The organism is Geodermatophilus sp. DF01-2 (assembly GCF_004571065.1).
Taxonomy (GTDB): Bacteria; Actinomycetota; Actinomycetes; order Mycobacteriales; family Geodermatophilaceae; genus Geodermatophilus.
Genome location: NZ_SPQN01000046.1, coordinates 1 through 13,388, shown reverse-complemented (window position 1 = coordinate 13,388; position 13,388 = coordinate 1). Strand labels below are relative to the sequence as shown.

Here is a 13,388-nt window from a genome sequence, read left to right as displayed (position 1 = left end):
GCTCGATGGCCTCCGTCCTCGTCGTCGCCGACGATCTCACCGGCGCCAACGCGGCCGCCGCCGGCTTCGCCGCGGCCGGTCTGCGGTCGGTGACGGCGAGCGCGGCCGACCGCGCCGACGTCGTCGCCGAGATGGTGTCCCGCTTCGACGTGGTGGTCGCGACCACCGACGCCCGGCACGCGCCGCCCGAGGTCGCGGCCGAGCGGACGCGGGCGGTGGTCCGCGCGGGCTGGCCGACGCGGCTGGTGTGCAACCGGATCGACACCACGCTGCGCGGCAACGTCGGCGCGACCACCGCAGCGGTGCTCACGGAGGTGCGGGAACTCACCGGCTCCCGGGCCGTGGCGCTGTGCGCCCCGGCCCATCCGGGCGCCGGGCGGCACACCATCGGCGGCCACCAGCTGCTGGGCGGCCGTCGGCTGGAGGAGACGGAGGTGGCCCGCGACGCGCGGACGCCGATGCGCACCTCCGACGTGGTGGCGATCGTGCAGCAGCAGGCGCAGCTCGCCGCCCGCGCGGTGCCGATGGCCGCGGTCACCGGCCCGGCCGACGAGCTGGTGGACCACCTGCGCACCGCGCTGACCGACGGCGTGGACCTGCTGGTCGCCGACGCCACCACCGAGGAGCACCTGGACCGGGTCGCCGCCGCGGCGGTCGCGGCCGCCGAGGGGCTGGACCTGGTGTGGGTCACCAGCGACCCGGGGCCCGGCTCGGTCGCGCTGGCCCGCGCGCTGGGCCTGGACCGCGCGGTGGCCGGGGCGCCGCTGCTGGTCGTCTCGGGCTCGGCGACCGACCTGACCCGCCAGCAGCTGCGCACGCTGGCGGGGGAGGAGCTGGTCACGGTGCACCGGGTGCCGACGCTCCCCGACAGCGCCGTCCCGGACGCCGACGCGACCACCCGGCTGCTCGACGAGGCGCTGTCCCAGGCCGGCCCCGCGGACGTCGTCGTCCTGGCCACCGTGCTCGACGACGCCGACGTCCGCCGCACCACCCCGGAGGAGGCCGACCGGATCCCGCTCGAGCTGGCCCGGGCGGTACGCCGCAACCTGGAGGCGCACCCGGTGGGCGGGCTCTACACCACCGGCGGTGACGTCACCGCCGCCGTCCTGGCCGAGCTCGGCTCCTCCGGTCTGGAGATCTGGGAGGAGGTCGTCCCGCTGGCCGTCGCGGGCACCGTCGTCGGCGGCCCCTGGGACGCTTTGCACGTGGTGACCAAGGGCGGGCTGGTCGGCGACGCCGGCACCGCCGTCGAGTGCCTGGACCACCTGCGACGGGCCGTCGAGCGCGACCGCCGGCACGTCACCGCCGCCGAGCCGCGCACCCGCTGGTAGCACGACGACCGCACGAGACTGGAGACGAGACAGACATGACCCGACACGTCCTCGCCGTGACCCTGGGCGACCCGGTGGGCATCGGCCCGGAGATCGTGGCCCGCACCCTCGCCGAACAGTCCGGCGCCGACGGGCACCACGGGGTGGCCGTCGGCGACGCAGCCGCGCTGCGCCGCGGCGTCGAGGCGATGGGCCTCGACGTCGAGGTCCGCGCCGTCGAGGGGTACGGCACCGAGCCGGCCGAGGGCGTCATCGACGTCGTCGACACCGGTGTGCTCGGCGACGACGTCCCCGAGTGGGGGAAGGTCGACGCGCGCGCCGGGCGGGCCGCCGTCGCCGCCATCGAGGAGGCCACCCGGGCGGCCATGGCCGGCGAGGTCGCCGGCATCGTGACCGGCCCGATCAACAAGGAGGCCATCTGGGCCGCCGGCTCGAAGCACCTGGGCCACACCGAGATGCTGGGCGAGCTCACCGGGGTCACCCAGCAGGACACCATGTTCGTCGTCCGCAACACCGCGGCGGAGGGCCATCACCTGCGGATCTTCTTCACCACCCGGCACGTCGCGCTGCGCACGGCCATCGACCAGATCAGCAAGGAGCGGGTCGAGGAGTCGATCAGCCGGGCGCACACGGCCCTGCAGGTCTTCGGCGTGGAGCAGCCGCGGCTGGCCGTCGCCGCGCTCAACCCGCACGGCGGGGAGAACGGCAACTTCGGCGACGAGGAGATCGTGCACATCGGTCCGGCCTGCGAGGCCGCGCGGTCCCGCGGGCTCGACGTCGCCGGGCCCGTCCCGGCCGACTCGGTGTTCCACCAGGGCCTGGTCGGGCGCTACGACGGCGTGCTGTCGCACTTCCACGACCAGGGGCACATCCCGGCCAAGACGTTCGACTTCGACGGCACGATCTCGGTGACCGTCGGGCTGCCGGTGCTGCGGACGTCGGTCGACCACGGCACGGCCTTCGACATCGCCGGCACCGGGAAGGCCGGGCCCGGCACGATGCTGTCGGCCTACCTGGCCGCCGTCGACTACGCGCCGTTCGTCGACAACATCCGCGCCTCCTACGGGCGCTGACCGCAGGAGCCGCCGTGGAGGAGGCCGGGACGCGCCGCGCGACGCGCGAGCGCCACGAGGCGCTGCTGGCCCTGCTGCGCGCCGGCGTGGACAGCGTGGAGACCCTCGCCGACCAGGTCGGGGTCTCCACCTCCACGGTGCGGCGGGACCTCGCCCGGCTGGAGCGCGACGGCAGCATCGCCCGCACCTACGGTGGCGCCCTGGTCCGGGACGAGGTGTTCCACGAGCGCCCGTTCGGGGAGAGCGCCCAGCTCAACGCCGAGGCCAAGGCGGCGATCGCCGCGCGGGCGGCCGACCTCGTCCCGGCGGAGGGGACGGTGTTCCTCGACGCCGGGACGACGTGCCTGGCGCTGGCCCGGCTGCTGGTCACGGCCGGCCCGCTGACGGTGGTGACGCGGGGCCTGGAGTCGGCGCTGCTGCTGGCCCGGGCGGACGGCGTCCGGGTGATCGTCGTCGGCGGCCAGGTGCAACCGCTCAGCCATGGAGTGGTGGGGCCGCTCGCGTCGGTGGCGCTGGACCGACTGGCCTTCGACGTGGCCTTCCTCGGCGCCGACACGGTCGACCCGGAGCGTGGGCTGGGGGAGCCCACCGTCGAGGAGACCCACGTCAAGGAGGTCGCGGCCGGTCACGCCCGCCGGGTCGTCCTGCTCGCCGACTCCTCGAAGCTCGCCGCCGCCAACGCACCCGCCTGGACCCGCGTCGAGCCCGGGTGGACGCTCCTGACCGACGCGGCTGCGCCGGCTCCGGCGGTCGCCGCCTTCGAGCAGCGCGGAGTCACGGTGGTCATCGCGAGGCACTGACCGCCACTCGTCCGAGGGGGCTCGCCATGTCCGTCACCGCCAGCGAGGCACGCCAGCGGCTCTTCCCGCTGATCGAGCAGGTCACCGCCGACCAGACTGCCGTGGAGATCGTCTCGAAGAAGGGAACGGCCTTCCTCGTCTCGGCCGACGAGTACCACTCGCTGAAGGAGACGGTCCACCTCCTGCGGTCCCCGGTGAACGCTGGCCGGCTCCGGGAGAGCCTCGCCGAGGTGGCCGACGGAGCCGTCCACCGTTCCGGCGGGCACTCGTTCCACCGGACCACCGCCGTGAGCGGAGCTCACTCACAGCCGCTCTCCGGCGATCCGGCTGGCTAGGCGCTCGAGCAGGGGACCGGCCTCGGCCATGCAGCGGCCGGTGTCCGGCTCGAGGTCGGTGAGCGCGTGAGCGGCGTCGATGCCGGCGTCCCGCAGCGCCGCGTCGTCGAGTGCCCGGCGGCCGCAGACGGCGACGACGGAGGGGACGCCGGCGGCCCGGGCCAGCCGGGCCACCCCGACCGGCGCCTTGCCGCGCAGGCTCTGCTCGTCCAGTGAGCCCTCGCCGACCACGACCAGGTCGGCGCCGGCCACGTGGCGGTCGAAGTCGAGCAGGTCCAGGAGCAGGTCGATGCCCGGCCGCAGCTCCGCGCCGAGGACGGCGAGCGCCGCGAACCCCACCCCGCCGGCGGCGCCCGCACCGGGCTCGTCGCGCAGGTCGCGACCGGTGGCGTCGGCGACGGCGTCGGCCAGCCGGACCAGGCAGCCGTCGAGGAACGCGACATCGTCCGGGCCGGCGCCCTTCTGGGGACCGTAGACCGCGGCGGCGCCGGACGGGCCGGTCAGCGGGTTGTCCACGTCGCAGGCGACGACGACCTCCGCCCCGCGCAGTGCCGCGGCGACCCCGCTGACGTCGACCCGGGCCAGCCGCTCGAGTGCGCCGCCGCCGGGCCCGATCGGTGCGCCGTCCGCATCGAGCAGGACGGCACCGAGGGCCTGCAGCATGCCGGCGCCGCCGTCGGTGGTGGCGCTGCCGCCGATGCCCAGGACGACGCGGCGCGCGCCGCCGGTCACGGCTGCGGCGACGACCTCACCGGTGCCGCGGCTGGTGGCGGTCAGCGGCTGGTGTCGCCCACCCGGCAGCCGGACCAGCCCGGAGACGTCGGCCATCTCCACGACGGCGACGTCCCCGCTGCGCGCGTACGCCGTCCGCACCGGTTCGCCGGTCGGCCCGGTGGCGGTGACCGGAACCGATTCGAACCCGGCGGCCAGGGCGGCGGCCAGGGTGCCGTCGCCGCCGTCGGCGACCGGCAGGCACGTCACCGCGACGCCGGGGCGGACGGCGGTCAGGCCTCGGGCGACCGCGTCGGCCACCTCCGGAGCGGTCAGCGATCCCTTGAACTTGTCCGGGGCGACGAGGACGCGAGGCACTGCCAGATCCTGTCAGCCCGTCGGGGTGCGGCCGGAGCCGAGGCGTCCGTGGACCCGCGAGGTCAGCGTGGTCGTTGGTCGGGGCCGGGCGGCCGAAGAAGTCCGCGCTCGGGGCTCCCACTGCCACGTACCGAGTCGGTCAGGATCGCCGGATCGGACTGGAGCAGGTCTGCGGGCAGAGGATCTCCGACGAGCGAGGCACTTCTACCGGAAGGCGATGAGCCTTCCTGCGGCGTTGTCTCGCCAGGTGAGGACGGAGCCAGGCTGTCGGTCACGCACGTTCCAGTTGCTCGATGCGTTCCCGTGCGGCCTGCTTCAATGCGGCCAGCCCCTTGGCGTCGCCCTCAGCGCTTGCCATGAGTTCGGGATCCGGCGGGTAGAGCGCGTCCCAGTCCCAGTCCGGGCTCTCGCCAACGCCGATACGACCATCAGGACGGTCGTGCTCTTCGACGGTACGCCCCATGACGACCGCCGTGGCGGCAGCCAGCAGCAGCAGTGCGCAGGCCCGGAGCCGCCGTGCCTTGTCCAGCAGCCGGCCCTCGTCCTGAGCGTGCAGGTCGAGTCTGGTGTTGAGCAACCGCATCCGGGTCAGCGTCGGGTCGACCGCTAGGTACCGATCGCGAAGACGGCGTGGGGCGACGCCCTTGTCCACGCGTGGCCACAGCCCGTGGACGGCCGTCGCGCCGGCGGCCAGCGCCAGCACCTGACCGGCGAGGCCGGCGACACTGGGTCGGTTGCCCACGAGGGCGACGAGGACTCCAGCCGCGCTCAGGAGCAGTCCGAGCCTCGTGTCCATGCCCTGCGCCCGGAAACGGTAGGAGTCCTCTTCTCGGACGAGCGCGGTCTCGACGATGGGCAGGGACGGGATGCGTGCGGGATCGATGTTCTGTGGGGTCCTCATGCGGTCCCGTGGAGATCCCTCTACCGCGTGCGCGGCTCGACCTGCTGGTACACAGCGGGCAACGTAGACCCGTGGCCTGACGAATTCGATGTCACGCGGTGACGTCGATGAGCACCTTGCCGATGGCGCCGTCCTCCACCGCACGGTGCGCCTGGGCGGTCTCGGCGAGCGGGAAGACGTGCAGCGGCAGGCCGGCGTCCTCACCGACCCGGACGGCGCCGTCGACGACGGCGGCGTCGACGTCCTCCACGCCGATCGCCTTGGCCCGCACCGGCTCGGTGTAGACGAGCACGAACTGCCACCGCGCGTTGGCGTTCATCTGGGCGCGCACCGGGATCGTGACCTCCGCGCCGCCGTCGTCGGCGTACGTCGCGACTGCGCCGTGCGGGGCGACCAGCTGCGCGTCGGCGGCGGCGTTGGTCGCGGCGGAGACCTCCACGATGGCGTCGACGCCGTGCGGAGCCACCTTGCGCACCTCGGCGACGACGTCCTGCCACCGGTAGTCGACGACGTGCGAGGCCCCGGCGGCGGCGGCCAGCTGCGCCTTGCGCGGGCTGCTGACCGTGGCGACCACCGTCGCACCGGACCAGCGCGCGAGCTGGATCGCGGCGTTGCCGACCGCGCCCGCCCCGCCCTGGACGAGGACGGTGCGGCCGGCCAGCGATCCGGGCCCCAGCCGGTCGGGCAGCGACTCGGCCACGGTCAGGCAGCGGTGCGCGGTGAGGAACGGGATGCCGAGCGCGGCGCCCAGCTCGAACGCGGGCCCGGGGCCGAGCAGCACCACATGGCGCGCCGGGACGACGGTGTACTCGGCCGCGGTTCCGTGCGGGCGCTGCCAGGCCGCCTCCCAGAGCAGCACCACATGGCGCGCCGGGACGATGGTGTACTGGGCCGCGGTTCCGTGCGGGCGCTGCCAGGCCGCCTCCCAGACCCACACCCGCTCGCCCACGAGCACCGGGTCGACGCCCTCTCCCACCGCGTCGACGGTGCCGGCGCCGTCCTGGTTCGGCACCTGCCCGCCGGGTGCGGGCTCGGCGGTGCGCCGGCGCTTCCAGTCGGTCGGGTTGACGCCGGAGGAGGCCAGCCGCACCCGCACCTCGCCAGGGCCGGGTTCGGGAGCGGGACGCTCGGCCAGCCGCAGGACGTCGGGGTCGCCGTTCTCCGTGTAGACGATGGCTCGCACCGGCTCGTCCTACCCGCTCCGGCCGGGGCAGTCATCGCCAGCTGACCGTCTCGGGACGGCAGCCGAGCGCCCGGGGGTCACGCCCGGGGCAGTACCGGGCCGGAGCCGCCCGGGCAACCTGCGGCATCCTCACGAGGACGGTGGCACCACGTCGGGGGTACCGATGGAGACAGGAACGGCAGGGCGGCGGCTGGTTCGGGCGGCGGCGTCCGTCGTCCTGCTGTTGGCTCTGGTCGTGGGCCTGCTCTGGACGTTCCAGCGCTCCCTCATCTACCTGCCCGACGACGGCCCGGTGGGTACCGCCGACGCCGTCCTCCCCGGTGCCCGCGACGCCACGCTCACCACCGTGGACGGCCTGGACCTCGCCGCCTGGTACCTGCCCTCCCGGGCTCCGGACGCCCCCACCGTCCTGGTCGCCAACGGCAACGGCGGACACCGCGGGCTGCGCGCTCCGCTGGCGCGGGCGCTGCACGCCGAGGGGTTGGGGGTCCTGCTGTTCGACTACCGCGGCTACGGCGGCAACCCGGGCAGTCCGAGCGAGGCCGGCCTGGCGCTCGACGTCCGCGCCGCACGGGACTTCCTGGTGGAGGACGCCGGAGTACCCCCGGATCGACTCCTGTACTTCGGGGAGAGCCTGGGCGCCGCGGTGGTCACCGAGCTGGCCACGGAGCACCCGCCGGCCGGGCTGGTCCTGCGCTCACCGTTCGTCGACCTGCCCTCGGTCGGCCGGGTGCACTACCCGTTCCTGCCGGTGGGGCTCCTGCTGCGGGAGCGCCACCCGGTCGCCGAGCGCCTCGCCACCGTGCACGTGCCGACGACGGTCGTCTACGGCAGCCGCGACACGATCGTGCCGCCGGAGCAGAGCCGGGCCGTGGCCGCTGCGGCGGCCGAGCTGCACCGGCTGGTCGAGGTGCCGGGAGCCGACCACAACGACCCGGTCCTGCTGGACGGCCCGCAGGTGGTCGGCGCGGTCGTGGAGCTGGCGCGCCTGACCGCCTGACCGGACCAGGGCGGGCGGGCATGCCTTTCCCAGGCGACGTCCGTCCATGATCGCGGGAGGGTAGGGGGCGACGTGCGGTCGGCGCGATCCCGGCCACGGGAGACCTGCGCGCTCACCGCAGCCGGTCGGCGACCTCGGCCAGGTATTCGTCGACGACAGGGAGGACGTCGGGCCCGCGCCCCTCCGTGGTGAGGACGACGAGCACGACCACCTCGTCGAAGTGCACCAGCCGGGTCTCGCGGAACCCCGGCTCCGGGCCGGGGGCCTCGGTGCGGATGCTGACTCCTGTCCAGCCCGATCCCGCCCACTCGTCCACCGACCGAGCGGCAACGTCCTCGGTGCTCGGCGGCGACGACGCACAGTCGGGCGCCTCCATCTCCGCCTGGTCGAGGATCGCGTCGGCGACCATCGGCGCCGACGTGGCCCACGCGTACACGTGCAGGGTGGCGTCCCCGGAGGTGCGGCCGACGGCCACGGGATCTCCGAGCGCCGGGTCCAGGAGCGGTGCCGGGGTGCCGACCGCCGTCGCGCACAGCTGCCACGGCGGCGGCGGAGGTGGACCGGCGGGCCGCAGACCGGGCAGCTGCACGGACAGCGCGGCACCGAGGTCGGGTGGCCCGCCGGGGCTCGCCGTCCCCTCCACCGTGGCGGTGCAGGACGTGAGCACGCCGGCGACCGCCGCGATGGTCCAACCCAGCCTCGCCGTCCGCATCGCCGTCCTCTGCCGTCCGGGGTCGGGAGCGGCGGTACCCCGGCGGGGGGAGGGGCACGCGGACGTCGTCCCGCGTTGCCGGGGCGCCGGATCACTGTTGGGGTGCTGCGTGTGCTCTCCGCCGCCCGGCTGCTACCCTCACCGGTGCGCCGGGTCCGGCTGTACCGCCAGGTCGCCGGGCGGTTCCCGCCGCTGCGGCCGCGGACCTTCACCGAGAAGCTGAACTGGCGGATCTGCGTCGACCGGCGGGCCCTGCTCGCGCCGACCTGCGACAAGCTGGCGATGAAGGAACACGCCCGCACGCTGGCACCCGGCCTGGTGCGCATCCCGGAGACGCTCTGGTGTGGCACCGACGTGGCCGAGTTGGCCGACGTGGCCCTGCCCGACCACTGGGTGCTGAAGCCCAACCACTCCTGCATCCGCCGGTTGTTCGGCGACGGCCCGGCCGACGTCGCCGAGGTGCGGCGGCGTACGGCCGGCTGGGTCGAGGAGCAGTACTGGCGCAAGAGCGAGGAGTGGGCCTACCGGCGCGCGCGCCCGGGCCTGCTGGTCGAGGAGTTCGTCGGCCTCCCGGGGGCGGTGCCGGCCGACCTCAAGGTCCTGGTGGTCGGCGGGGAGCCCCGGCTGGTGGAGCTGCACACCGGCCGGGACGACGACCACCGCGCCCGCCTCTACAGCCCGGCGTGGGAGCCGCTGCCCTGGACGATCGGCTACCGGCCCGGCCCGGACGCCGATCCGCCGGAGCTCCTGGAGGACCTGCTCAAGGCGGCGACGGCGCTGGCCGACGGCTTCGACATGCTCCGGGTCGACTTCTACGAGGCGGACGGCGAGCTGTGGTTCGGCGAGCTCACCCCGTACCCGGGCGCCGGCCTCTCCCCGCTCGAGCCGGCCCTCGACGCGGAGCTCGGCGGGGCGTGGCCGCTCCCGCCCCTGTGGCGCACCCGGCGCTGAGCGCACCCGCAGGGGAGACGCCGTCCTCACCCGGCTGCTCGGCCGGATCCGGGCTGTCGTCCCGGCGGGGGCGTACGTCACCCTGCTCGCCGACCCGCCCGGCCGCCGGCTGTACGCCCGGCACGGGTTCGCCGAGACCGCGCCCGGCTCGATCGGCCTGGCGCGGTGGCTGCCCTGGTGCTCAGGTGAGCCCCGGCAGGTTGACCACGATCGCCTCCTGACTGCTGCGGGCGATCACGACCACCGCCTCGTCCTCGCCGGGGTTCTCCTCCCGGTGCGGGGTGAACGGCGGCACGAACACGTAGTCCCCCGGCGAGGCCTCCAGCCGCACCTCCGCGCCGTCCTCGGCGAAGACGAACACCGGGTGCCCGGAGACCACGTAGATCGCGGTCTCGGAGTCGCCGTGGTGGTGGTCGCCGGACGACGTCCGCCCCGCCACGTGGGTCTGCCCCATCCAGACCCGTCGGGAGCCGACCGTCCGGGCCGAGACCGCCTCCCGCCGGGCCATGCCCGGCGTCTGGCCGGTGTCCCCGCTCAACTCGGCCGCGCGGACGTGCCGCAGCGGCTGGTGCCAGGTGTCGTCGGCCATGGTGTCTCCTCGCATTCAGATCGGGGTGATCGACAGGTCGAGTGCGCGGCGGCCCGCGTCGGAACGGGCGGTGGCGAGCCGTTCGGCCGAGGGGGTGCCGTACTCCGTCGTCCGCTGCCGGGCCGGGCGGCCGATCGCGGCGGCCATCGCCTCCAGCTCGGCGATGGTCTTCAGCGAGCCGTTCTCGCTGCCGGCCATCCGGCTGATCGTCTCCTCCATCAGCGTGCCGCCGAGGTCGTTGGCCCCGCCCTGCAGCACCGCCCGGGTGCCGACGTCGCCCAGCTTCACCCACGACGTCTGGACGTTCGGGATCCGGCCGTGCAGCAGCAGCCGGGCGACCGCGTGCACCGCCCGGTTCTCCCGCACCGTCGGCCCGGGCCGGGCGACGCCGGCGAGGTAGATCGGCGAGCTGTGGTGCACGAAGGGCAGCAGCACGAACTCGGTGAAGCCGCCGGTCTCGTCCTGCACCCGGGCCAGCGTGCGCAGGTGCGCCACCCAGTGGGCGGGGGTGTCGACGTGGCCGTACATCATCGTCGACGTCGTCGGGAGGCCCACCCGGTGCGCGGTGGTGACGATCTCCAGCCAGGTCGCCGTCGGCAGCTTGCCCTTGGTGAGCACCCAGCGGACGTCGTCGTCGAGGATCTCCGCCGCCGTCCCCGGCACGCTGTCCAACCCGGCCTCGCGAGCGGCCATCAGGAACTCCTCGAACGACAGCCCGGTGCGGGCCGCGCCGTTCACGATCTCCATGGGGGAGAAGGCGTGCAGGTGGATGCCCGGCTGCCGGCGCTTCACCTCGCGGGCGAGGTCGAGGTAGGCGGTCCCCGGCAGGTCGGGGTGGATGCCGCCCTGCATGCAGATCTCGGTCGCGCCCGCCGCCCACGCCTGGTCCACACGCGCGCCGACCTCGGCCAGCGAGAGCGTGTACGCGTCGGCGTCGGTGCGCCGCTGGGCGAACGCGCAGAACCGGCAGCCGGTGTAGCAGACGTTGGTGAAGTTGATGTTCCGGTTGACGACGTAGGTGACGTCGTCGCCGTTGACCTCGCGGCGCACGGCGTCGGCCAGCCCGCACAGCGCCTCGAGGTCCGCGCCGTCGGCGCCCAGCAGCGCCAGGTAGTCCGCGTCCGACAGCCCGGCGGGGTCGCGCTCGGCGTGCCGGAGGGCGGCGTGCACCTCGGGGTCGCCGACGGTCAGCGCGGTGGAGTGCCCGTCGCGGGCGGCGGTCGTGCGGTCGCGCAGCTCCGCCCAGTCGCCGTAGACGGCGTCGAAGTCGCTGCGCCGGTCGCCGGTGCGCCCGACGGTGTCCACCTCGACGTGCAGGTCGGTCCGCCCGGACGACGTCCACGCCTCGTCGGGCTCCTGCCACGGCAGCCCGGCCGGCACGCGCCCCTCGACCGCGAGCCCGTCCGCACCGGCCAGTGCGGCCACGTGCGGACGCACCCGCGGGTCCAGCCACGGCTCGGGGGCCAGCACGTACGGCGGCTGGGCGGCCAGCCGCTCGCGCAGCTCGAAGCCGGCCTCGGCCGACAGCGCGGCCAGCTTGTCGATGTTCGGCCAGGGCCGCTCGGGGTTGACGTGGTCGGGCGTCAGCGGGCTGACCCCGCCCCAGTCGTCGACGCCGGCGCGCAGCAGCAGGCCCAGCTCGGTGGAGTCCGACAGGTTCGGCGGCGCCTGCACCCGCGCCTTCGGCCCGAGCAGCAGCCGGGTGACGGCGACCGCGGCGACGTACTCCTGCAGCTCCAGGTCGTCGTGTGCCTGCATCGCCGTCCGCGCTTTGGCCCGGAAGTTCTGGACGATGACCTCCTGCACGTGCCCGTGCCGTTGCGCGGTGGCCCGGATAGCGCCGACGGCGTCCACCCGCTCTGCGTAGGTCTCGCCGATGCCCAGCAGCACGCCGGTGGTGAAGGGGACGGCGGAACGGCCGGCGTCCTCGAGCACGCGCAGCCGGACGGCAGGCTCCTTGTCGGGCGAGCCGAAGTGCGGGCCGCCGGGCTCGGACCACAGCCGGGTGGCCGTGGTCTCGAGCATCATCCCCATCGACGCCGACACCGGCTTGAGCCGCTGGATCTCCTCCCAGGTCAGCACGCCCGGGTTGAGGTGGGGGAGCAGCCCGGTCTCCTCCAGCACCCGGATCGCCATCGCCCGCAGGTAGGCCAGGGTCGAGTCGAAGCCGTGCGCCTCCAGCCACTCGGCGGCGACCGGCCACCGGTCCTCGGGCCGGTCGCCGAGGGTGAACAGCGCCTCCTTGCAGCCCCGTGCGGCGCCGGCGCGGGCGACGTCGAGCACCTCGTCGGGGGAGAGGAACGGCGCCTTCCCCTGCGCTCGCAGCTGCCCCGGCGTCGTCACGAAGGTGCAGTAGTGGCAGCGGTCGCGGCACAGGTGGGTGAGCGGGATGAAGACCTTGCGGCTGTAGGTGACCACGCCCGGCCGCCTGGCCGAGGCCAGCCCCGCGTCCCGGACCCGCCCGGCCGCCGTCAGCAGCCGGTCCAGCGGCTCGCCCCCACCGAGCCCGCGGGCGTGCAGCAGCGTCTCGGCCTCGGTGGCGTCGAGGGGAACGCCGCGCTCGGCGCGGGCCAGGGCACGGCGCACGGCGGACGCGGAGGGGTTCAGCGGCTCGGTCATCGCGCCCGACGCTAGTTGAAGGACCCCGTCCTCCTCACCGTGGAAGGACCCCGTCCTTCCCACCCTTCGTCAGGGTGGGACCCGGGACGGGGTCGCGGCGAGCCTCGGGACGGGGCCGACGGCGGGACTCTGCACGGGGGCCGGGCCGCTCATCCGCGGCCGGCGGGCTCCCCGGCCGCGTCGACGTACCGACCACGCAGTCGCACCAGGGGGATGCCACCACGGGCGACCACCGGCACGTCGGTCACCTCGAGCAGCGCCAGCACGTGGTCCCCGGCCCTCACCAGCCGATCGAGCCGGCAGTCGAGCGCGGCCAGCCCGTCCTCGAGGACGATCGCCTCGCTGCCCTCGGCGCGGCGCCACGGCACCGACTCCAGCAGGTGGCGGGCGCTGGGCCGGCCGGCCGAGGAGAACCGGCTGGCCACGATGGCGTGCCCGGCGGCGAGGACGGTGACCCCGCACCGGCCGACCTCCTCGAGCACCTCGGCCGGGTAGCCGCCCGCGGTCAGGCCGACGGCGACCAGCGGCGGCCGTGCGGACACGCTCATCACCGACGACACGGTCGTGCCGACGTCGTCGATGTCGTCCCGGACGGTGAGCAGGCACACGCCGGCCGCGTACTGGCGGAGGGCCTCGGCGAACGCGGCAGGGTCGACCGGCATGGCGGCCAGTCGACCACGTAGTAACTCCCTGAGCGGTTGAAGACCCAGGACATCCCCCTGGTGGGGTGAACGGGCTTGGTGTCCCAACCCCAACCAGGAGGATGTCGTGTCGAACCGTAGCTCTCGTCGGCTGTCTCGTGGAG

13 protein-coding genes are annotated in these 13,388 nt (G+C 75.0%); 6 read left to right on the top strand and 7 right to left on the bottom strand.

What is annotated here, in order from left to right; genetic code table 11:
- Positions 1–5: 5 nt before the first annotated feature.
- Genes E4P41_RS13080 through E4P41_RS13065 form a run of 4 tightly spaced genes read left to right on the top strand, consistent with a single transcriptional unit; the run spans position 6 to position 3,539 of the window.
- Positions 6–1,331 carry a four-carbon acid sugar kinase family protein gene (locus E4P41_RS13080; RefSeq protein WP_135141689.1) on the top strand — a complete coding sequence of 442 codons (1,326 nt, stop codon included), beginning with the start codon at positions 6–8 and terminating at the stop codon, positions 1,329–1,331.
- A 35-nt stretch (positions 1,332–1,366) separates the two neighbouring features.
- Positions 1,367–2,404 (top strand): 4-hydroxythreonine-4-phosphate dehydrogenase PdxA, encoded by a 1,038-nt coding sequence (gene pdxA, locus E4P41_RS13075; RefSeq protein ID WP_135141688.1) that lies wholly within the window; start codon positions 1,367–1,369, stop codon positions 2,402–2,404.
- Between the two features lie 14 nt (positions 2,405–2,418).
- Positions 2,419–3,204, top strand: coding sequence for a DeoR/GlpR family DNA-binding transcription regulator (locus tag E4P41_RS13070; RefSeq protein ID WP_135141687.1), 786 nt, complete (start codon positions 2,419–2,421; stop codon positions 3,202–3,204).
- 26 nt (positions 3,205–3,230) lie between these two features.
- Positions 3,231–3,539, top strand: coding sequence for a type II toxin-antitoxin system Phd/YefM family antitoxin (locus E4P41_RS13065; RefSeq protein ID WP_135141686.1), 309 nt, complete (start codon positions 3,231–3,233; stop codon positions 3,537–3,539).
- Here E4P41_RS13065 and E4P41_RS13060 read toward each other — a convergent pair.
- From E4P41_RS13060 to E4P41_RS13050, 3 genes are all read right to left on the bottom strand, one after another.
- On the bottom strand, positions 3,507–4,628 hold the full coding sequence (locus E4P41_RS13060; RefSeq protein ID WP_135141685.1) for a glycerate kinase: 1,122 nt from the start codon (positions 4,626–4,628) through the stop codon (positions 3,507–3,509). The two genes, E4P41_RS13065 and E4P41_RS13060, sit on opposite strands and share 33 nt — an antisense overlap.
- 271 nt (positions 4,629–4,899) lie before the next feature.
- Positions 4,900–5,529, bottom strand: coding sequence for a hypothetical protein (locus E4P41_RS13055; RefSeq protein WP_135141684.1), 630 nt, complete (start codon positions 5,527–5,529; stop codon positions 4,900–4,902).
- Positions 5,530–5,620: 91 nt separating this feature from the next.
- The gene (locus E4P41_RS13050) at positions 5,621–6,712 is read right to left on the bottom strand and encodes an NADPH:quinone reductase (protein WP_135141683.1); all 1,092 of its coding nucleotides are present in this window, start codon (positions 6,710–6,712) and stop codon (positions 5,621–5,623) included.
- A gap of 163 nt (positions 6,713–6,875) precedes the next feature.
- Here E4P41_RS13050 and E4P41_RS13045 point away from each other — a divergent pair, with 163 nt between their 5' ends.
- Positions 6,876–7,712 (top strand): alpha/beta hydrolase, encoded by an 837-nt coding sequence (locus E4P41_RS13045; protein WP_135141682.1) that lies wholly within the window; start codon positions 6,876–6,878, stop codon positions 7,710–7,712.
- A 112-nt stretch (positions 7,713–7,824) separates the two neighbouring features.
- On the opposite strand, the gene E4P41_RS22165 is transcribed toward E4P41_RS13045, so the two are convergent.
- Positions 7,825–8,424, bottom strand: coding sequence for a hypothetical protein (locus E4P41_RS22165; RefSeq protein ID WP_167761072.1), 600 nt, complete (start codon positions 8,422–8,424; stop codon positions 7,825–7,827).
- A gap of 102 nt (positions 8,425–8,526) precedes the next feature.
- Between E4P41_RS22165 and E4P41_RS22160 the strand changes: the two genes are divergently transcribed.
- Entirely contained in the window at positions 8,527–9,375 is an 849-nt protein-coding gene (locus E4P41_RS22160) for an ATP-grasp fold amidoligase family protein (protein ID WP_167761071.1), read from the top strand.
- Between the two features lie 181 nt (positions 9,376–9,556).
- Here E4P41_RS22160 and E4P41_RS13030 read toward each other — a convergent pair whose 3' ends face one another.
- From E4P41_RS13030 to E4P41_RS13020, 3 genes are all read right to left on the bottom strand, one after another.
- Entirely contained in the window at positions 9,557–9,964 is a 408-nt protein-coding gene (locus E4P41_RS13030) for a cupin domain-containing protein (RefSeq protein ID WP_135141680.1), read from the bottom strand.
- Positions 9,965–9,979: 15 nt separating this feature from the next.
- A complete protein-coding gene (locus tag E4P41_RS13025; RefSeq protein WP_135141679.1) occupies positions 9,980–12,583 on the bottom strand; it encodes a bifunctional FO biosynthesis protein CofGH in 2,604 nt (867 codons plus the stop codon).
- Positions 12,584–12,732: 149 nt separating this feature from the next.
- The gene (locus E4P41_RS13020) at positions 12,733–13,245 is read right to left on the bottom strand and encodes a flavin reductase family protein (protein ID WP_135141678.1); all 513 of its coding nucleotides are present in this window, start codon (positions 13,243–13,245) and stop codon (positions 12,733–12,735) included.
- Between the last annotated feature and the right edge of the window lie 143 nt (positions 13,246–13,388).